The organism is Candidatus Zixiibacteriota bacterium (genome assembly GCA_040752595.1).
In the GTDB taxonomy this organism is placed as follows: domain Bacteria; phylum Zixibacteria; class MSB-5A5; order WJJR01; family WJJR01; genus JACQFV01.
The window spans coordinates 91,128-111,309 of record JBFMGX010000005.1 but is presented as its reverse complement, the minus strand read 5'-3'; the positions used below and the strand labels follow the sequence as shown (position 1 = coordinate 111,309).

Here is a 20,182-nt window from a genome sequence, read left to right as displayed (position 1 = left end):
CCGTCATGAGCGGTGGCGATGCCGCCCATAGCGCACGGGGCCGGTTCACCTCAGGTGGGTTTCATCGCATTCTGCTGAAAGTCTCCGGCGAAATCCTGGCCGGGCCCACCGGTTGGGGAATCGACCTGGAAATCCTCGGTTCGCTGGCCGGGCAGATCAAGTCCGTCCGCGACCGGGGTCTTGAGGTCGCGGTTGTCTTGGGCGGCGGCAACATCTACCGGGGTGTCGCCACGGCGGCGCGGGGGATGGATCGCGCCGTGGCCGACCAGATGGGGATGCTCGGCACCGTGATCAATGCCCTGGCGATGCAGGATGCGCTGGAGAGAATCGACGCCGCGACGCGGGTGCTGACGGCGTTGCCGATGGCATCGGTAGGCGAACCGTACATTCGCCGCCGGGCGACGCGTCACCTCGAGAAGGGACGGATCGTGCTCCTGGCGGCGGGCACAGGCCATCCCTACTTCACGACCGACACGGCGGCCGCCCTGCGGGCCCTGGAGATCGGTGCGGATGTGATCCTGAAGGGGACCAAGGTCGACGGCGTCTATTCCGCGGACCCGGTGATTGACAAGACCGCGACGCGCTTTGAATCGTTGACGTTCACCGAGGCCTTGACGCGTCGGCTGCGGGTGATGGACGCCACCGCGCTTTCGATGTGCATGGACCACAACATACCGATCATCGTGTTCGATCTGACCGGTGAGGGGAATCTCGGTCGCGTCGTCGCCGGCGAGCCCCTGGGCACGGTCGTCACGCCCCAGTGACATCGCCTCGGAGTCCGTTCCCGGGGATACAGTGTATCACGAATGGGAGTGCGAAGGTGTGGTTGATGCCGTCGATCCCGCGACGTGTTGACAAGAACCCCGTTTCGCAGCGCCGGGTGCCCCCACCCGGCGCAAGTGTCTGTGCACCGGCGGTGGAGAGTGGGGACCGGACCGCTCAGATTGCCCATCGGCGCGTGTCTCTGACGGTTGCCGATGGGGCGTTTTGCCTTGCCGATTCCCCGCGTGGGCACATATTTTTCGCCGGGTGTCAGTTGCGTGCTGTTGAAGGTCGAACGATTACCGGGAGGGTGTGATCATGGCCATATCCGCCGCCACCATTAAAGCCGATGCCAAGGACCACATGCAGAAGGCCGTTGCGGCCATCAGACGGGAACTGGGCACGATTCGCACCGGCAAGGCGAGCGTCGCGCTGTTGGACACCGTTCGCGTGACCTACTACGGCAACCCGACCCCGCTCAATCAGGTCGCTTCGCTCTCGGCACCGGAACCGCGACTGCTGTTGGTCCAGCCGTGGGAGAAACCGCTGACCGGTGAAATCGTAAAGGCCATTCAGAAGGCCGAGTTGGGCTTCAATCCGGTGGTCGAAGGGAACCTGATCCGCATCCCGGTGCCGCCGCTGAACGAGGAACGACGCCGGGACATGGTGAAGCTGGTCAAGAAGCACGCGGAAGAGGGACGGGTGGCCATCCGCAACATCCGCCGCGACGCCAATGACCATCTCAAGAAGGCGGAGAAGGACAAGATCGTCTCGGAGGATGAACACCATCGCGCCACCGAGGAAATCCAGAAGTTCACGGACGAGTTCATCGCCGAGATCGACAAGCTCGTGACGGCGAAGGAAGCGGAAGTGATGGAGGTCTGAGGAACGGATGTCGAAGGTCGCGACCGGCCAACGCTGTCTGCCAACGACGGGATCGTCGACCGACGATCTTTTGCGGTGCGTCCTGGCGGGACCCCACCCGGTCCCCCGGCATGTGGCGATCATCATGGACGGCAATGGTCGCTGGGCGCAACGTCGTGGTCTGCCGCGTTCGGCCGGGCATCGTGCCGGCGTCGGCGCCGTCAAGCGCGTCGTCATGGCGGCGGACGAAGTGAAGATCGCCGCCCTGACCCTCTTTGCCTTCTCGACCGAGAACTGGGGACGGCCCAAACGCGAGATCTCGGCGATCATGCGTCTGTTGTACGAAACGACCAAGCGCGAGCTGCGTGAGTTGGCCGAGCAGAACGTGCGCCTGATCACGACCGGAGATATCGATGCCCTGCCGCCGTCGCGACGGGCGGCGGTCACGGAGGCGATCGAGCGGACGCGTGAGAACACGGGGCTGGTGCTGAATCTGGCGCTCAACTACTCCGGCCGGACCGAGATCCTGCACGCCGTCCGGCAGATTGCGGCCAAGGTGCGGGATGGTGTGATCGACCCCGAGGCGATCGACGAACAGATCTTCACGCGCTTTCTGCAGACCAACGGGCTCCCTGATCCAGACCTCCTCATCCGCACCTCGGGTGAGCGTCGGCTCTCGAATTTCCTGCTCTGGCAGACATCCTACACCGAGTTGTATATCACCGACACGCTCTGGCCCGATTTCGGCCGCGAGGATTTCCTGCGCGCGGTTCTTGACTACCAATCACGCGAACGCCGCTTCGGCCTGGTCACCAAACCGCGCGGTTGAGGTGGTTGTTGGGTCAGGTTGAGCCAGTCGCCAAGTCACAGGCCTTCATGGGAGGGCGAGGCTCCTGCCGAGCAGGTCTTCATCACCGCAGACGAGCCCGGCTCAGCGGGAGCTTCGCCCTCCCGAACACTGGCCATCCCCTCAGTCGCCAGATGCGCTAGATGCGTGCCTTCTTAATCCGTCTCTTGGTCGCCATTGTGGCGATCCCCGCCCTCCTCTGGATCTTCCATCAGGGGGGATGGTGGCTGCGGGGTCTGGTGGCCGTCCTGATCGTGCTCGGGGTCCACGAAGCCGGAAAGCTGGCACAAACACTCGGGGGTGGATTCCCCGTGAGTCTGACCGCCGTAATCGCTCTGGCGGTGCCTGGGTCTGTCCTGCCGGAGTCAGTACCATGGGTCGTCTGGCTGGTCGCGGTCCTCTTGGTCGCTGCCGCTCCCGCGATCTGGCGCCGTGACGCCAGCCGGGCAGCGCTGGGCGCAGCGGCACAGATCATCGCGACGATCTGGATCGGGCTCGGATTCGGAGCTTGGGTGATGCTGCGTGATGTCGGTCCCGCTGCGGGATTCTCTTGGCTGATCTTCCTCTTTGCCAATCTCTGGATCGGCGACACGGCGGCCTACCTCTTCGGCGTTTGGTTGGGCAAGGCACGACTGGCACCCGTCATCTCCCCCAACAAGACCGTTGCGGGTGCTGTCGCCCAGGTCGCGACGTCAGTCGTGATCGGATTGTTCTATGTTTGGCGGGAGTGGATTGATGCCCCCGCCATCCTCGTGATTGCGGCCGCGATCATGATCGCCGTCGTGGGACAGATCGGCGACCTGTTCGAGTCAATCTGGAAACGGGCGGCGGGCGTGAAGGACTCCTCGGCCCTCATCCCCGGCCATGGCGGCGTGCTTGACCGTTTCGACTCCGCCTTGTTCGCAGCTCCCGGACTTCTCGCTTTCCTGCGTCTGTGGGGCATTTCCGGCTGACGGACGACCACGCGATGACGGACCCGTCTGCGCCTACGATCCGCGGAGTACGGACACCACTCGACTATCTGTTCTTTCTCCGGCCGGTTCTTCTCCCTCCGGTATGGACGACTGCCCTCCTGGGAACGGTCGGTGTCGTTGATCCCGGCCGGATGCCCGCGTGGCGCTGGCTCGTCTTCTTCCTCCATCTGACATGTCTGGCTGGGGGCATCTACACCCTGAATCAACTCTGTGACATTGACTCTGACCGGCGCAACCGCAAACTGCTCTTCCTTCCCGAAGGCATCATCCCGGTTCGGGGAGCATGGATCTTCACCGTCGCACTCGATCTGGCGGCGCTCGCCTTGTCGGTCGTCTTTGGTCTCTGGTATCCGGCTCTGACTGTCGTGGGCATATCGATGGGCATTGCGTATTCCGTCGGACGTCATGCTTGGAAGAACCATCCTTGGGCGGGTCTTTTGGCGAATGCCGTGGGGCATGGTTCGCTGATCTTCCTTTTCGGTCGGGCGGCGGTCGGCGAGCCACCGATCATCTCGTGGCAGGCCTCGGTCCCATATCTCTTCGCAGTCGGTGCGGTCTACCTGGCAACGACCGTCCCGGATCGCGACGGGGACAGATTCTCAGGGAAGCTGACGGCGGCAGTCGCGCTGGGCGCCCACCGAACAATGAACTTGGCCTCTCTGCTGGTCGGCGCCGCCACAATGATGGCATGGGTGCTCGAAGACGACCATCTGTTCGGAGCCGCCCTCGTAGCGCTGCCATTCTTCATCTGGAGTGCGGCGAGAAGAGGCGAACTCGCTACCGGGGCGGCGAAAGCGGCCGTCGCCGCGCTCTCGATGGCCGCCGTGGTTGCCTACCCATACTACCTGATCTTGCTTGTGGCCGGATTCTGTCTGACCCGTCTTTTTTTCCGCTGGCGCTTCGGAATGACCTACCCCACTTTGCATGCGGGGAACTGAAGAAGGGGGTAGGGGAAATGGAACAGGCCAGGCCAACGAGGCCGTCGCAGACACGGCGTCGTCGCGGCGTGTTGTATCATGCCGCGGTGACCGGCGCGCTTGCCGCTCTCAGTCTGTCGTGCTCGCCGTATCCGATCTACAACACATCACCGTCCCGCGGGGATCAACCGGCCGCCGCGAGCACCGATGATGCCACCAACACAGATGCAGATGACATGCCGGCGGTGGCCGACAGTCGGGCGGTCGATCCCCGCGTCTTTGCACGCGTCGCCGAGAGGTACGTCGGTTCACCCTATAAGCGGGGAGGCAGTGATCGCTACGGCATCGATTGTTCGAATCTGGTGAGCGTCGTCTACCGCGAATACTCCGGCACGCGGGTGCCCTCCTCCACGCGGGGCCTGTATCATCTACCCCGGATCGTCACACCCGAGAACCTGGCGGTTGGCGACCTGGTCTTCTTCGACCTCGGTTCGCGGGCGCCTTCGCATGTCGGCCTCTACATGGGGGAGCGGCGGTTTCTCCATGCCTCCGAGACCGAGGGAGTGATCATCACGTCGTTGGATGCGCCACCGTATCGCGACGCCTATGTCGGGGCGCGACGCGTCCTTTCCGCGCTGCGCAGCCAGGAGCAATAACGCGCCGAAGACGGACATGAGTTGCAGTTGTAGGTCAGGTGCCCTCTGCACCTGACAGGATCGCAGGAGCGCAGGGCTCCTGCGCTACAGTCCCACGACCCTGAGGCGCTGGCCATTCCACACGATTTCGACCAGTCTCACGTACAACCGCACGAACGCGCATGGCCAGCCTGCAGGACAAACTCGCGATTCTCCCCTCACAGCCGGGCGTCTACCTCTTCAAGGATGAAGAGGGGACGATCCTCTACATCGGCAAGGCCAAGAGTCTGCGCAGCCGCGTGCGCTCGTACTTCCGCGAGAGCGGTCCCGATCATCCCCGGACGGAGCGCCTGCTGGGAAAGGTCACCGATTTCGACATCCTTTCCACCGATTCCGAGATTGAAGCGCTGATTCTCGAAGCGAACCTCATCAAAGAGCACAAGCCGCGCTACAACGTCTCGCTGAAGGACGACAAGCGCTACCCCTACATCAAGGTCACGTCCAACGAACCGTTCCCACGCATGCTGGTTGTGCGGCGTCTCCGCAAGGACGGGTCGCGCTACTTCGGCCCCTATACGGATGTGAAGGGGATGCGGCAGACAATCAAGATGCTGGGACGGGTGTTCCAGATTCGCGCCTGCAACCTGATCATTCCGTCGCCGACCCGTCGTCGATACCGTGTCTGCCTCGACTACTACATCAAGCGCTGCCCCGGCCCCTGCGAGGACAAGATCACCGCGGCCGGATACCGGCAGTTGATCGATGCCGCCTGTCTATTCCTCGAAGGAAAGGAAGGGCGGCTGATCGACGAGTTGACGGGGCGGATGAACGAGGCCGCCGAGGCGATGCGCTATGAGGAAGCGGCGCTGTGGCGGGACAAGCTGCGCGCCGTACAGTCGGTGCGTCAGAAGCAAAAAGTGGCGGCCGATCAGATGGTCGATCGCGATGTCCTGGCGCTGGCGCGGTCGGAGCGGACGGTGGCGGCTGTGGCGTTACAGGTCCGTGATGGCCTTCTGATCGGACGGCAGACATTCCAACTGTCCGCCGGCACCGATGACGCCGATGCCGACGTGCTGGCGGGATTCGTCAAACAATACTACCTGAACTCACCGGCGATTCCCGATGAGATCTACTTTCCGGAGCACTGCACCGACGAGGAGTTGATCGCCGCGTGGTTGTCGCGCGACCGCCCACGGGCGGTGCGCCTGTTGGTGCCGCGTCGCGGGGAGCGGCACGAGCTGCTGGAAATGGCGGTGACCAACGCCCGGCTGTCGCTCAATGAACTCCTGACACAGAAGGCCGCCGCCGCTGTCCAGATCCCGGAGAGCATCTATGTGTTGCAGCGCGATCTCCGTCTGGCGGTGCCGCCACGGTCGATCTGTGCGTTCGATGTCTCTAATCTCGGGGAGACCGACCCGGTCGGCGCACTGGTCTACTTCCGCGACGGCAAGCCGTACAAGCGCAACTACCGGCATTTCAAGATCAAAACCGTCGTCGGTCGCAACGACTTCGCGATGATCGGCGAACTCGTGTCCCGGTACTTCGCCGATCTGGTGGAGACGGGGAGTGAATTCCCCGACCTCGTGCTGATCGATGGCGGCGTGGGGCAATTGGGAGCCGCCACGCGGGCCCTGGAGACTCTGAATATCCCCGAGATTCCGGTGATCGGACTGGCCAAACGGCTGGAACAGGTGGTCCTGCCTGGCGGCGAGTCGGGCACAGGTCCCGTGCTTTCCATTCCGAAATCCTCGCCATCACTGCGCCTGTTGCAGCGCATCCGCGACGAGGCGCACCGTTTCGCCGTCGGCTTCCAGCGCGAGCGGCGCAAGAAACGGGTCATCCAGTCGGAGCTCGACGCTATCCGTGGGATCGGTCCGGCGCGACGCCAGGCGCTGTTGTCCCGGTTCGGATCGGTGGCCGCCGTCGCCGCGGCCTCGGTGGAGAGCTTGCGAACCGAGGGTGGACTGAGCGAAACGCTGGCGCACGCGGTCTGGGCGCACTTGCATCCCGCCGCGACGACCTCCGCCAATGGGACCGATTCGACCAATGACGAAAGCAGTTGATTCCGGCGCCTGCTGATCGCAATTTCCCCGTCACCAGTGGCGCGACGAGGCGATATGCGACCCTTACCGCCCGCATTCTACCGGCGTCCGACTCTGGAGGTCGCGCGCGATTTGCTGGGGCGACGATTACTGGTGGGCGGCAACGGTCGACTCTGTGGTGGACGCATCGTGGAAGTCGAGGCCTATATCGGCGAAGCCGATCCTGCCTGCCACGCGCACCGGGGGCTGACCCATCGCAACCGCATCATGTATGGCCCACCCGGTCGGGCATATGTCTACTTCACCTATGGCAACCACTGGATGCTGAACTTCGTCACCGAGCGCGAGGGGTTTCCGGCTGCCGTGCTCATTCGCGCTCTCGAACCGGAGTTGGGTCTGCCGGCGATCCGCCGTCGCCGCCGGGTCTCGCGCGACCACGATCTGACCAATGGTCCGGGGAAACTCACGGCGGCGTTGCGCATCAACGGCGCCGACAACGGCGCATCGCTGCAGGGGCCGCGCCTGTTGGTCGGCGGGGCAGATGACAGAGACCAGGCAGTGGCCCGCAGTGGCCGGATCGGTGTGGATGCCGGCGCGGACATCCCCTGGCGTTTCTATCTGGCGGACAATCCTTGGGTCTCCCACCATCATCGCGGTCACACGCCCACACGGAACAAGGCGTGTCATGACATATTGATAAGACAGGAGCTGCCAAAATGCCGATGAAGAGCACCGACATTCCGGTCTCGACGTTTCAGAGCGCGATGCGCCAGTTCGACGACGCCGCCAAGCTGCTGAAACTCGATCCGGGGCTTCTCGATGTGATCAAGAGGCCCCGACGGTCGATTATTCTCGAGTTGCCGGTGACGATGGACGATGGGTCGTTGCGGATCTTCACCGGGTACCGTGTCCAGCATTCGGTCATCCGCGGCCCGGGAAAAGGGGGGATCCGCTATCATCCCGGCGTGACCTTGGATGAAGTGCAGGCGCTGGCGGCGTGGATGACGTTCAAGTGCGCCGTCGTCGGCATTCCCTTTGGGGGTGCCAAGGGCGGGATCACCTGTGACCCCCACAAGATGTCCAAAGGGGAGCTGGAACGTCTGACCCGGCGCTATACCGCTGAGTTGATGGATGTCATCGGACCGGACCGGGATGTGCCGGCTCCAGATGTCAACACCGACCAGCAGATCATGGCATGGGTGATGGACACCTACAGCATGCACCAGCGTCGAACCGAGACCGCCGTCGTCACCGGCAAGCCGATCGCGATGGGAGGGTCCCTGGGACGTCGCGAGGCGACCGGTCGCGGCGTGCAGTTCTGCGTGCGGGCGATGGCCCGGCACCTGCGTCTCCCGCTCAAGGGGTTGAAAATCGTCGTGCAGGGATTCGGCAACGTGGGTTCGGTGGCCGCTGATCTGCTGGCGAAGGATGGGTGCACGATCACGGCCGTGGGCGATGTGAACGGGGCCGTGTACAACAAGAACGGTCTGTCGTTGCCTGCCCTGTTGGAGCATATGTCCAGCAAGGGGACGGTTGTCGATTTCAAGGGTGGCAGGCCGGTTGCATTGGATCAACTCCTCCTGCTGGATTGCGATGTTCTCATTCCAGCGGCGCTGGAGAACGTGATCACCCGCAAGAACGCCGCCAAGATCAAGGCCCGGATCATCGCGGAGGGCGCCAATGGTCCGACCACTCCGGAGGCGGATACGATCCTGAACAAGAAAGGCGTGTACGTCATTCCCGACATTCTGTGCAACGCCGGGGGGGTGACTGTCTCCTACTTCGAGTGGGTTCAGGATCGGATGGGGTACTTCTGGGATGAAGAGGAGATCAACCACCGACTGGAAGTGATCATGAACCGTTCATTCCACGATGTCCTGAAGTTGGCGACTGAATACAACACATCGTTGCGGGTCGCTGCCTTCATGCTGGCGATTCGACGCGTGGGCGAGGTGATCGCGTGGCGGGGGCTGTACGCGTAAGCGATTCGGGGTACGTCAATTGGTGATGGAGATTCATCGCCCATGAATTCGAATGCCCACCCCCACGCTGCCCTATCCCCCACAGAGGAAAGGGGACTGATTACCTCTCCCTCCGGGAGAGGTCGCTTGGACCGAAGGTCCGAGCGGGTGAGGGATCTCCGTCGGGTCCGCTTCTCGCTGGATGACAGATGACCGATCCGACCTTCCTGATCATATTCCTGCCGGTCTTGCTGTTCTCGCTGACCTTTCATGAGGCAGCGCATGCATGGATGGCGGCCCGGTTGGGCGATCCGACGGCTCGCCTGCTCGGCCGCCTGACGCTCAACCCGCTGCCCCATCTGGACATCTGGGGCACGCTCATGCTGGTGCTGTCGGGGTTCCGCTTTGGCTGGGCCAAACCGGTCCCAGTCGATGTCCGACGCTTCGACAATCCCAAACAGGGGATGTTCCTGACCGCCTCCGCGGGACCGGCGTCGAATCTCCTCCTCGGCTTTGTCTGCGGGCTGGTCATGCGGGTCATGATCGCCAATGGATGGGGGAGCGGCGCCTCCGCGGGTCTCTATCATGCCTTTGGACAGATCGTGGGCATGGGACTGATCATGAACCTGTCTTTGGCATTCTTCAATCTGATTCCGCTCCCCCCTCTGGATGGTTCGAAGATCCTGTATGGGTTGGCGCCGGCTGAGTGGGAAAGCGGCCTCTGGCAACTGGAGCGCGTCGGTCCGATGGTGCTGATGCTGATCATCTTCGTCGGGTTTGTCGCCGGTTTCTCGCCGATCTGGATGGTCGTCGGCCCGTTGGTGAGTCTGGCCGCGCGCATGTTCTCCGGACTCCCCCTCGGCGTCTTGTATGGCATGATGCAGGCGTGAGGAACACGCTGTCTTCCCGTCCCACCTGAGGCGCTTCGTGCTTGCCGCTACCAAACAGAGGGCGCTGTTGTCGGCGGTCCTGGTCATGCTCATGTCGATCATGACGGGCTGCGGTGCCTCCCGCAGTCTGATCGTTCCGAAGGGCGGCGGGCATGTTCTGACCCGACTCGATGTGAGAGCGCAGATGGTACAATCGGCGGCGTACCGCGTCCGATGGCGCGCGATCGGCACGCCACCGCACGCCGAGTTCTTTCTCGATATCGCTTACAGGGCTCCCGGGCGATTCCGTATCGCGGCGACCGGGCCTTTTGATGTGCCGGCCTTCACGGCCGTTGTCTTGGGGGATGATTTCTGGTTCGTCGACCATCGCGACGGGCGCCTGGTCTCTGATCGTCTCGCCAACCTCGGGAACTACCAGATGCCCATGGCGGAGTTCTTCTCAAGCTCCTGGCGGGATCTGTTTTCCGGCGGATGGGGAGGCGGGGATGTCGTCGGCGAGTTGATGACTTCCGGATCAGAGGAATACAGCGCCGCGACCACGTATGCCGACTGGCACGTGCGCTGGGATCGCCGGCGGGAGGCCCCCAAGTTCATTCGGGCCGTCGATCCTGTCGATGATAGGCGCGTCCTCGCCGAGATATGGTTTGACCGGTTCTCCGACGAGTTCCCCTTTTGGCTACTGAAGGAACTGCATGTCCGAGGTGAGGAGAAGGGGGGAGAGCACCGGTGGAAGATCATCCGCCAGGAGTACAACTTGCCGCTGCCGGACAAGATGTTCACCCCTCTCAGTGAACCGGGTGGGCCCAGCCACATGGGTTATTGAAGCCCTGGTCCTTGGACTGGACGAGGGACATCCGCGACCAGAATGGGATGAAACCCTGGGATCCTCCTCGCATTTAGGCAAGCTCGGGAGCCGACTTTGACACTGTTGCGGGGCTCGGGCGCTTGGTCTTATCCGGCTGCGAGAATTCCCTTGACGCGATTCCACCGGTTCGATAGCTTTCCGCAACTTTTTGGCGGGTGGGCACTTCAACAAGTGCCTCACCGTGCCGATAGCGATGGTGGGGTCAGGGGGAAACAGTGGGGGCGCCGGTGTCGATGTGGCGGCCCCGTTTGCGCTTCGACTTGGGACTTTGTGATCACTCCTGAAAGGAGGAGGGATGAAACGCAGTCATAGTTGGTGTCTCGGCTTGGTCGTTCTAATCGCGGTGGCGCCCTTTCTGGCCGGTTGCGCCTTCCAATGCCCGACGGTCGACGAGGGGAAGCCGGAGCCCGGCGTGACGCCGCAAGCCCAGGGTGGTGGTGGCGTCGATGTCAGTCGGCTGGAGAACAAGATCAAGGATCTGGAGCAGAGACTGGCTGCGAATGAGAAACTGGCAGACCAGGCCAATACGACCGCCGAAAAGGCGCTGAAGTGCTGCCGCAAAGACTACACGATCCTCATGACGGAGGAGATCTACTTCAATTTCAACAAGTACGACATTCGCCCGGAAGATTATGCCGCGCTGGATCGGGTCGCCGAGAAGTTGAAATCCGACCCGGATCTGATTGCGGAGATGGGCGGGTACACCGACTCCGTTGGCACGGCCGACTACAACATAGTGCTGGGGCAGAAGCGTGCCGACGCCGCCCGGACGTATCTGGTCAGCAAGCACAACATCAACTACGGCCGGTTGGCGATCCGCACGTTTGGACGGGAAGCCGCTGCCAATGCCCCCAGTGCCGATGTCAACAAGCGTCTGAGGGACCGGCGCGTGACGATCGACGTTCTCGGGTACGCCCAATAGGAAATCGCCACTGCTCGAATGACATCGACGGGCGGGTCGGAAGTCGGCCCGCCCGTCCTGTTGTTGTTGTGCCGTCGAATGCCGCACACGACTGCGGTGGCATGACAGACGCCCGGTGCACAGTCGCGTGACGACCTTACAGCGGCTTCTCGTCGATGTGCGTCAGAGTGTTGCGCTTGAATGTCAGGGTGACAAGAACTCGTTCCAAGACGGCCTTTGTCGACGAGATTCCGCCGGTCGCGCCCCGCAAGTGCCGTCGTTCATAGACCCAGACTTCGGTCTCAGGATCATCGCGCGCCGTGGTGGTATCCCGTGGCTCTCCCCAAGCCTGACGTACCTCTTGGCTGGTCATGCCCACGCGGACCTCCCCTACGGGTTGCTCCCCTCCCGTGCTCTCGGGAGCCGGCCGAGGTGGGCCTTTGTGCCGCCGGGGATGTGTCGATGAACATGAGGGCAAAGCCCCAATCGCAAGGGCAACCAAAGCCACGGCGATCAGCACTCGTCTTGCCATGTGCCCTCCCTGACCGTGACAACATGTGGAACCCCTTCGGGCTTGGCCAGTAAAAACGTACCAATGCGGCAGGACGCCGCGTGGGCGTGCAGTCACAACTGTTTGAATATCAATACGTTGCGTCGACATGACGGGCATGGCCCGTGACCTGCTTGGTACCAGAAATGACTTGCTTTTGTGGAAACTTGAAGGCAGAATCCCGGCCTTGGGTCTGTGAGCTCCAGTACTGATGCGGCGATGATAGAAGTCAAGAACCTGACGAAGAACTACGGCCCCACGCGCGCCTTGGACGCCGTGAGTTTCACCATCCCCACCGGCGAGGTGCTGGGGTTCCTCGGGCCCAACGGGGCGGGGAAGACGACGGCGATGAAGATCATCACCTGCTTCATGCCGCCGACCGATGGCCAGGTCCTGGTCGATGAACTCGATGCCCTCGAGCACTCCCTGGAAGTGCGCCGCAAGATCGGGTATCTGCCGGAGAACAATCCGCTCTACACCGACATGAACGTGCTGGACTATCTGGTCTTTGTCCAGCGGCTGCGTGGTATACCCTTCTCCGAGCATGCCGGTCGCAACCGCCGCATGGTGGAGATGTGCGGTTTGGGGGAGGTCGTGCGCAAGGACATCGGCGAGTTGTCCAAGGGGTACCGGCAGCGTGTTGGGTTGGCGCAGGCGATGGTCCATGACCCTGAGATCCTGATCTTGGATGAACCGACCGTGGGGCTGGACCCGAATCAGATTGTCGATATTCGCGCCCTGATCAAGGAGCTGGGACGCGCCAAGACGCTCCTTCTCTGTACGCACATCCTGCCCGAAGTTGAAGAGACATGCGACCGCGTGCTGATCATCAATCGCGGGCGAATCGTGGCGGACGGTACGCCACAATCATTGCGGGCGGCGGCCCGGGGGCAGGAACGTCTGTTCGTAGAGATCAGAGGACCACAAGATCAGATCCGAGCGGCACTCGAACAGCTTCCCGGGGCGGCTCGGGTTTCGGTCCCTGAGCGGGCGGGCGCGGATGATGGAGCTCCGCGCTTCGTGATCGAGACGGGCGGCGGGATTGATCTGCGTGAAGCGGTCTTCTCGATGGCCCGCGATCGGAACTGGATCTTGCTGGAGATGCGGCGGGAGGCGGTGCGTTTGGAGGATGTGTTCCGGCAACTGACCGCCGGTTGAGGGATTTAGCCGTTGCGATTGGTGTCGCGGTAGTTATGTTCGCCAACATCTGGACATTCACGCTGAAGGAGCTCAAGAGCTTCTTCAATTCGCCGGTGGCGTACGTCATCCTGACCCTCTTTCTGCTGATCGGCGGGTGGTTCTTCTCCGCGGGGCTGTTTCTGATCGGTCAGGCGGACATGCGCGATCTGGCCACGGTCGTCTTTCCGCTGGCTTTCCTGTTCTTCATCCCGGCCATCACCATGCGGTTGATCGCCGAGGAAAAGAAGAGCGGGACACTGGAGCTTCTCGTTACGCTGCCCGTCCGCGACGTCGAAATCGTCGTGGGCAAGTATCTGGCCGCGCTGGGACTTCTGGCCTCCGCGCTGCTCTTGACGTTCTCCTATCCGCTGACACTGTCGATCTTGGGCGATCCCGATGGGGGCGCCGTGGTCGGTGCCTATCTCGGTCTGATACTCCTCGGCGGAAGCTACCTGGCGATCGGCACCTTCACATCCGGCCTGACGCACAATCAGATTGTCGCCTTCATCACCGGGTTCGTGATCATCTTTGCCCTGTTCATGCTCGACAAGGTGCTGGTCTTCTTCCCCGGACCGGTGGCATCGGTTCTGGAGTACCTGTCGGTGAGCTACCATTTCGAGAATGTCGCCCGCGGCGTCGTCGATACCCGTGATCTGATCTACTTCCTGTCGCTGATCGCGGGGTTTCTGTTTCTGGCGGTGCGTTCCTTGGAGGCCCGTCGTTGGAAGTAGCCGTCGGGTGAGTTGAGAGAGAACAGGATGGCGGTTTCGAAGAACCTACGAAAGGGTCTGGGGACGTTGACCTCGGTCCCGCTGGTCATCGCCAGCGTGATCGCGCTCAACCTCATCGGCGTCTTCGTCTTTGCGCGGTTTGATCTCACCGACGCCAAGCTTTACTCCCTCTCCGAGGCGTCGCGACGGTTGGCGGAGTCGCTCGATGATCCGATCGTCGTCAAGCTCTATTTCTCCGATGACCTTCCCGCCCCGTACAATGCCAATGCCCGCTATTTGAAGGATCAGTTGGCCGAGTATCGCGTCTACTCCGGCGGCAACCTGCGCTATGAGTTCATCGATCCGATGAAGACAGACCGCGAGCGGGAGGCCCAGGCCTTGGGCATCCCGCCGATGCAGGTCAACGCCTACGAGAAAGACAAGATCGAACTGAAAAAGGTCTACATGGGGGTGGCTTTCCTCTATGAGGACAAGCGCGAAGTCATCCCCGTGGTACAGTCGACCCGGAACCTCGAATACGAGATCTCCAGCGCCATCCAGAAGGTCACGGCGAAGACCTTGCCGACGATCGGCTTTCTGACCGGTCACGGTGAGACCGATCTGGCGTCGCAGATGCAGATGGTCTCACAGGCATTGTCGCAGCTCTACGATGTGGAGCCGGTCACCATCCCTGCGGGCGAGGCGATCGATCCAAAGGTCGCGACCCTGATCATCTGTGGTCCGACCGACTCGGTCGGGGCCTGGGATCGCTATGCGATCGACCAGTTCATCATGCGGGGCGGGAAGCTGGCGGCCTTCTACGATCCCGTGGCGGCCGACCTGCAGCAACAGACAGCCGTGGACCGGCAGACCAACTGGCCGGAGTTCCTCGCCCACTATGGCATTCGCTTCCAGCCGGGGCTGGTGATCGACGCCCGGTGCGGCCAGATCGCCATCATGCAACAGCAGGGGTTCATCCGGTACCAGAACGTCGTCGACTTCCCCTACCTGCCGCAGGTCGTGCATTTCAATCCCGACAATCTCATCGGCAAGGACCTGGAGGGGGTGACCTTTCCCTTCGTTAGCGCTCTTGATTCGACCCTTGCCGACAGCATGGGATTCAGTTTCGTCCCGATCTGCTGGTCCTCGGACCACTCCGGGGTGCGTCGGTCGCCGTACTATGTTTCGCCGATGCAGAAGTTCGACAAGCCCGACTTCGATCGCGCCGGGATGATTCTGGCGGCGGCGATCACCGGCAGCTTCGCGACCGCGTTTCCGCAAGGGCCGCCGCCGGATGCAGGCGCTGATCCGACCAAGATCCCCGCGCCGCTCCGGGCCGCGACGGATGGCCGCATGGTCGTCGTCGGTGATGCCGATTTCTGCAACGATCAGGGGAGTCGCAGTGCCTCGAATCTGGCGTTTCTGCTGAACATCGTGGACTGGCTCACCAAGGAAGGCGGGCTCATCAGTATCCGTTCACGCGAAGTGACCTCGCGCCCGTTGGCAGAGGTCTCCGAGGGGACACGTTCGCTGGTCAAGTACGCCAACGTCTTTGGTCCGCCTCTGCTGGTGGTTCTGGTCGGTGTCTGGCGCTGGCAGTCTCGGCGCCGTGCCAAGAGAGGATGAACCGGGACGCCTTCGACTTGGGTGGCCGTGACGGCGTCATCATTCCGCGGATTCCGACATGAAGCGCAACACGCTGCTGCTCCTTGCCCTGGCCGTCGTGCTCTGGGCCATCTGGTACTTCTACTCCGGCTCCGAGCGACGCGAGCTATCGGTGATCGAAAGGCGCGAGTTCTTTCAGGTCGATACGCTGGCAGTCGACTCTATCGCCGTCAAGTACGCCAGTTGGACGCACTTGGCGCGTCGCGGCGGGCAGTGGTTCTGCATCTATCCCGACTGGTCGTACCCGGCGGACGATCGCGTGCTGACCGACATCTTCCACACGACGAACGACATGGTGCTGGAGAACCTGATCTCTACGAAAAGCGAAAAGCAAAGAACCTTCGAGGTCGACACCCTGCGCGGCACGATGATGGAGTTCTATGTCCACGGGGAACCGGTGGCGCGCTATGTGGTCGGGAAGGCCGGGGCGGACTACAACCACACTTACATGCGCCGCGTGGGATCAGATTCGGTCTACATGGCGCGCGGCGACTTCCAACGGCTGTTCCGTCGCGTACCTTCCGACTGGGTCTCAAAGACCGTGTTTGATCTCGACTCGGCCCAGATTGATACGATTCGGTGGATCACCGCCGAGCGTGAGACGCGCCTTTTCCGGGCGACCGACCGTTCCTGGCGGGTGTCGGCCACCGGCGTGGTGGGCGAGCATCCGGTGGACACGGCGATCCTCAATGTCCGCCTGCATCGTCTCTGTCCTTTGCGCGCCGATGCCTTTGCGCCGGAGGGAGGCACGGTCAAGGCCGAGATGGATCATCCCGGCGCGCAGTTGATCGTGAGTCGGGCAGATGGTCGGGCCGATACGCTGTTGTGGAATCCGGAAGTCGCGCAACCCGGCGGGGAGACGCGCATGTATGCATTCCTCCCCGGTCGTCCCCTGCCCTTGTTCATCTTCTTCAAGGGCTCCTACGACCGCTTGGTCTGCCGCTATGAGGACCTGGTGGCGAAATCGGCGTCGGGAAGCTAGTGTCCTGGGGGGGTGGCCTCTTTCAAACAACAGCAGACCCCTCGCTTCGCTCGGGGTGACAGAAAACTCCAGCATTCCCGAGGTTGGATTGACGTTTGAGGGACTCGCTCCGAACGAAGTGTGGGATGCGCGGACGCTGCGTGTCCGTGGACGCTGACTCTGCGATCGTTTCCGTTGTATCCTAAAGCGACCCCGGATGATAATCTCTCCCTCCGGGAGAGGTCGATCCCTGCCTGCCGGCAGGCACGGCGCCGGAGGCGGATCGGGTGAGGGAGTCTTTCGGTCGTGGTTTCTGTCGGGGAGACCAAAACAGCATGATCGTCGGCCTCGGCATCGATCAGATCGAAATCGCGCGCATCAAGCGTGCTTGGAAACGCCACGGCGAGCGATTGGCGCGTCGGGTCTACACGCCCGATGAGTGGCACTATTGTCTTTCGCGTCCTGATCCCGTTTCGTCACTAGCGGCCCGATTCGCGGCCAAAGAGGCGGCGATGAAGGCCCTCGGTCGCGGCTGGCCGGGCGGAATCTCGTACACCGACATTGAAGTCACCCGTGAGTCCAGCGGCCGTCCCGGCCTGCAATTCCGCAATGCCGCCGCGCGCCGCGCCGAGGCAATCGGATGTCATCGCGCGGTTGTGAGTCTGTCGCACGATCAGACTTTCGCCTCGGCAACCGTCGTGCTAGAGAGCGCGTAGCTGCAGTGCTCCCTTCCCACCCTTCGGGTGGGGCACTGCAATGGGACTTGTCCCCTCGGTCGGGACACAATTACAAGGTGCCACGGGTCTTCAGACCCGTGAATTCACGATGTGGGTAGGCGAGAGACACGGGTCTGAAGACCCGTGGCACAGCGTCCCATATGTGTCATGAAGCCGATTCTGGTCATCGGCCGGTGACACGGACCAACTGGTCCGGGCCCTGGGTGCCATGCACAAGAAGCCGTCCGATACCGGACGACCTCTTGTGCGTGTACACTGATCGGTGCAACGAACTCACCGTCGCCGTCGCCCGGGCTTCTTCGCCGGTGGTTTCTTGGGGGGCGGAGTTTCATCCACTTCGCTCGCTAGAAGCGCCCGGTCGATCTGCTCGACCATCTGCTTTTCCCAGCGCAAGACTTCGGTCAGTAGGTTCGCGACCGCCAATCGCGTCTTGGGATCGACATGGTCGATCGGCAGCCGATCCGGGGCCACGCCGACCGGATCGCCATAGAGTGTGTCCGCCAATTGGCGCAGTGCCATCAGGGAGTTGTGGCCGCAGTACTGCGCCAGGCGAAGAGGAGCGGATAACGAGGTGTCGGATTCCGACCGTGTCAGGCGTTCGAGGACTGTCTCTGCCTGTTCACGAGCGGTGATGGCCCGACGGACCCCATAGGGGTCGGATGGGGCGGTCAGATCCGTGGGGAACACGGAGAGCGGCGCCTCGGCGAATTGGTCGCGCAAGTCTCGGATTGAGAGTGGGTATGGTTGGATGCCGCGGGCCAGGTCGCCGCGCGCGGACACGGAGACATGGCGGAGGAACTCCCAATCGGCGCTGGGCCCCGATGCGGACCTTGGTGCCGATGGATCGATGCCGGTCACGACCCACATGACGCCCGCCGCCGGGTCATCATCCCAGAAGACCAGCCGCGACAGGCGTTCGGATTCGAGAATCAGCTCCGTCCGACCATCGAAGCTCAACCACCACCACGGATCGGGCTCCCGGTCGTCATATCCGAAGAGCACGGGTGACCCCGGGGCATTGGCGAGCACCGGTGTTCCGGCGGCGATCGCGGCCTTCAAGGAGTCCGCGATTTGGGCCGGTTCCAAGGCCACGAGTTCGCGATTCTTGAGGTGGTTGGCGGAAAGAAGCGACTCGATCTCCAAGCGCTGCCGTGTCGGATTGATCCGGGGTTCACTGAAGATCGCCGGCCATGCCAATGGCGAGCGGTTGGCGATCCAGATGCTGGACGGTGTGAACCGTGCATGAAAGAACCGGCAAAGGTCGGCCACACTCGCAGCCATGGCCTTGTCGGGCGGCAATGATCCCGAAGGCTGGTTGTGCGAACGCAGTGAATCCTCCCAACCCTCGATCATGCAGAATCGGGGGATGTACGCGGCGGCTTGGGTCGCCACGGGTGTTTCGGCTTGGGGACTACGACCGAAGGAGAAGTCAGCGAGGAGGGATAGAAGAAGGAGCGGTATTGCCACCGGAACGGAGGTTCTTCTCGGAGGCGCCACAGAGGCCGCGCAGTTCATGGCGTATCCGCATATGGTATGTGACCAATCGGTCAGAGTGTCACCGACAGCCGCTGGAAGACCTCAAGACCCTTGAAGTCGAGGTTCTTGAGGCCCAGCGCCTGGTCGGATGATCCGGTCCAAGCGCGCGCGCCGATGTCAAGCCGGGATTGCCGTCCCAGCCCGATGGTCAGCCCGCCGCCGATGCCGGTGAGATGAGCGTCGCCCTCGAAGAAATCGCTGCTATCCGGGTAGTTGTTGGCGGCCAGGAGCTTTGCCTCTCCCGACACATTGACGGCGAACCCTGGGGCTAAAGAGAGTTTCATCCCCAGATGGAATCGCAGATCATTGCCGTTGCGGTTGTTCAGTTCGCTGACCAGACTGCCCTCGCCATCGGGCAGATAGTCCTTGCCGCGGATGATCGCCCGGAAGGCACCGTCAACTGTGAGAGACCCCATCGTGGTCTGGCCGATGACCCGTCCATCCAGTTGCACCCCATCACGGAAGACCGGCTTGCCCGCTACCTTGTCGTCAGTCGAGTAGATCACCACGAAATCGGTTGCCAAGCGGTGGCGGTTCTCCCAATTGCGCTCGATGCCGACGTTTCCCACCAGACGCGAGCCGGGGGTGTACTTCAGATCACTGTCGTAGGGCGAATACTCGCCGGCGACATAGACGGCACCGGCGGCCCCGAATACCCAGCGACCCAAGGGCGCCGCCATGCCGAGTTGCCCAAAGATGTTCAGGCCCTCACCGGGGTTCTTGACGGGAAAGTTCAAGAAGTCGGCGGTCAGCCACCCCACCAGGTCGCTCTCAGGTTCGTCCAGCTTTGTCTTGCCCGTGGGAAGAGAAACCCCGGTGGAGAGAAGCAGGCCGTCGTCCAGGAATGAAGCGGACAACTGGAGTTTGGAATCGATCAAGCCCGTCAGCGTGTTGTCGGTCTCGCTCAAGTCCGACTCCGACCGTGCGGCCGCCGAGTAGATGCCCAACTCGAGATTCTCACGCAATCCGGCGCGCACGGTGATCGGAACATACCATTGCGAAATCGTGAATTCCTTGGCGCCCGAGGCCTCCCACGAGATGTAGTCCAACCCCTGTGTGATCTGCGGCCGCTGCCCGTGCACGATCTGCGCGCCGGCCCCAGATGAGAGGACCAGACACCATGTCAGTGCTGCCAACCATGAGCCCGAACGCCGAACGATCCGGCTTGATGTCCAAGAGCGCCGCA

The 20,182-nt window shown here is 62.4% G+C and carries 20 protein-coding genes; 17 read left to right on the top strand and 3 right to left on the bottom strand.

Annotation, left to right across the window (positions count from 1 at the left end):
* Nucleotides 1-5 precede the first annotated feature (5 nt).
* The 12 genes from pyrH (at nucleotide 6) to AB1792_02785 (ending at nucleotide 11,679) form a co-directional block, all read left to right on the top strand.
* On the top strand, nucleotides 6-764 hold the full coding sequence (gene pyrH, locus AB1792_02840; GenBank protein MEW5701148.1) for a UMP kinase: 759 nt from the start codon (nucleotides 6-8) through the stop codon (nucleotides 762-764).
* A gap of 316 nt (nucleotides 765-1,080) precedes the next feature.
* Nucleotides 1,081-1,647, top strand: coding sequence for a ribosome recycling factor (gene frr, locus AB1792_02835; GenBank protein ID MEW5701147.1), 567 nt, complete (start codon nucleotides 1,081-1,083; stop codon nucleotides 1,645-1,647).
* Nucleotides 1,648-1,654: 7 nt separating this feature from the next.
* Nucleotides 1,655-2,455 carry an isoprenyl transferase gene (locus tag AB1792_02830; protein MEW5701146.1) on the top strand — a complete coding sequence of 267 codons (801 nt, stop codon included), beginning with the start codon at nucleotides 1,655-1,657 and terminating at the stop codon, nucleotides 2,453-2,455.
* Nucleotides 2,456-2,616: 161 nt separating this feature from the next.
* Nucleotides 2,617-3,426, top strand: a complete 810-nt coding sequence (locus AB1792_02825; GenBank protein MEW5701145.1) for a phosphatidate cytidylyltransferase — start codon at nucleotides 2,617-2,619, stop codon at nucleotides 3,424-3,426.
* Nucleotides 3,427-3,440: 14 nt separating this feature from the next.
* A complete protein-coding gene (locus AB1792_02820; GenBank protein ID MEW5701144.1) occupies nucleotides 3,441-4,385 on the top strand; it encodes a UbiA family prenyltransferase in 945 nt (314 codons plus the stop codon).
* A 17-nt stretch (nucleotides 4,386-4,402) separates the two neighbouring features.
* Complete coding sequence (locus tag AB1792_02815; GenBank protein MEW5701143.1) at nucleotides 4,403-5,020, top strand: C40 family peptidase; 618 nt, start codon at nucleotides 4,403-4,405, stop codon at nucleotides 5,018-5,020.
* A gap of 161 nt (nucleotides 5,021-5,181) precedes the next feature.
* Nucleotides 5,182-7,062: an excinuclease ABC subunit UvrC gene (gene uvrC, locus AB1792_02810; GenBank protein MEW5701142.1), complete on the top strand. Its 1,881-nt coding sequence runs from the start codon at nucleotides 5,182-5,184 to the stop codon at nucleotides 7,060-7,062.
* Nucleotides 7,063-7,116: 54 nt separating this feature from the next.
* Complete coding sequence (locus AB1792_02805) at nucleotides 7,117-7,767, top strand: DNA-3-methyladenine glycosylase (GenBank protein ID MEW5701141.1); 651 nt, start codon at nucleotides 7,117-7,119, stop codon at nucleotides 7,765-7,767.
* A complete protein-coding gene (locus tag AB1792_02800) occupies nucleotides 7,758-9,023 on the top strand; it encodes a Glu/Leu/Phe/Val dehydrogenase (protein ID MEW5701140.1) in 1,266 nt (421 codons plus the stop codon). Before AB1792_02805 ends, AB1792_02800 begins: the two co-directional genes overlap by 10 nt.
* A gap of 188 nt (nucleotides 9,024-9,211) precedes the next feature.
* The gene (locus AB1792_02795) at nucleotides 9,212-9,892 is read left to right on the top strand and encodes a site-2 protease family protein (GenBank protein MEW5701139.1); all 681 of its coding nucleotides are present in this window, start codon (nucleotides 9,212-9,214) and stop codon (nucleotides 9,890-9,892) included.
* Between the two features lie 37 nt (nucleotides 9,893-9,929).
* Nucleotides 9,930-10,715, top strand: coding sequence for a hypothetical protein (locus AB1792_02790; protein ID MEW5701138.1), 786 nt, complete (start codon nucleotides 9,930-9,932; stop codon nucleotides 10,713-10,715).
* 337 nt (nucleotides 10,716-11,052) lie between these two features.
* Nucleotides 11,053-11,679, top strand: coding sequence for an OmpA family protein (locus tag AB1792_02785; GenBank protein MEW5701137.1), 627 nt, complete (start codon nucleotides 11,053-11,055; stop codon nucleotides 11,677-11,679).
* 136 nt (nucleotides 11,680-11,815) lie between these two features.
* On the opposite strand, the gene AB1792_02780 is transcribed toward AB1792_02785, so the two are convergent.
* Nucleotides 11,816-12,031 carry a hypothetical protein gene (locus AB1792_02780; protein MEW5701136.1) on the bottom strand — a complete coding sequence of 72 codons (216 nt, stop codon included), beginning with the start codon at nucleotides 12,029-12,031 and terminating at the stop codon, nucleotides 11,816-11,818.
* Nucleotides 12,032-12,427: 396 nt separating this feature from the next.
* Here AB1792_02780 and AB1792_02775 point away from each other — a divergent pair, with 396 nt between their 5' ends.
* From AB1792_02775 to AB1792_02755, 5 genes are all read left to right on the top strand, one after another.
* A complete protein-coding gene (locus AB1792_02775) occupies nucleotides 12,428-13,366 on the top strand; it encodes an ATP-binding cassette domain-containing protein (protein MEW5701135.1) in 939 nt (312 codons plus the stop codon).
* Nucleotides 13,367-13,401: 35 nt separating this feature from the next.
* On the top strand, nucleotides 13,402-14,118 hold the full coding sequence (locus AB1792_02770) for an ABC transporter permease (protein MEW5701134.1): 717 nt from the start codon (nucleotides 13,402-13,404) through the stop codon (nucleotides 14,116-14,118).
* A gap of 27 nt (nucleotides 14,119-14,145) precedes the next feature.
* Nucleotides 14,146-15,723, top strand: coding sequence for a GldG family protein (locus AB1792_02765; GenBank protein ID MEW5701133.1), 1,578 nt, complete (start codon nucleotides 14,146-14,148; stop codon nucleotides 15,721-15,723).
* Between the two features lie 58 nt (nucleotides 15,724-15,781).
* Nucleotides 15,782-16,744: a DUF4340 domain-containing protein gene (locus AB1792_02760; GenBank protein MEW5701132.1), complete on the top strand. Its 963-nt coding sequence runs from the start codon at nucleotides 15,782-15,784 to the stop codon at nucleotides 16,742-16,744.
* A 314-nt stretch (nucleotides 16,745-17,058) separates the two neighbouring features.
* Complete coding sequence (locus AB1792_02755) at nucleotides 17,059-17,439, top strand: holo-ACP synthase (protein ID MEW5701131.1); 381 nt, start codon at nucleotides 17,059-17,061, stop codon at nucleotides 17,437-17,439.
* Nucleotides 17,440-17,733: 294 nt separating this feature from the next.
* On the opposite strand, the gene AB1792_02750 is transcribed toward AB1792_02755, so the two are convergent.
* Both AB1792_02750 and AB1792_02745 read right to left on the bottom strand, forming a co-directional pair.
* The gene (locus AB1792_02750) at nucleotides 17,734-18,852 is read right to left on the bottom strand and encodes a hypothetical protein (protein MEW5701130.1); all 1,119 of its coding nucleotides are present in this window, start codon (nucleotides 18,850-18,852) and stop codon (nucleotides 17,734-17,736) included.
* Nucleotides 18,853-19,007: 155 nt separating this feature from the next.
* Nucleotides 19,008-20,132, bottom strand: coding sequence for a hypothetical protein (locus tag AB1792_02745; protein MEW5701129.1), 1,125 nt, complete (start codon nucleotides 20,130-20,132; stop codon nucleotides 19,008-19,010).
* Nucleotides 20,133-20,182 lie beyond the last annotated feature (50 nt).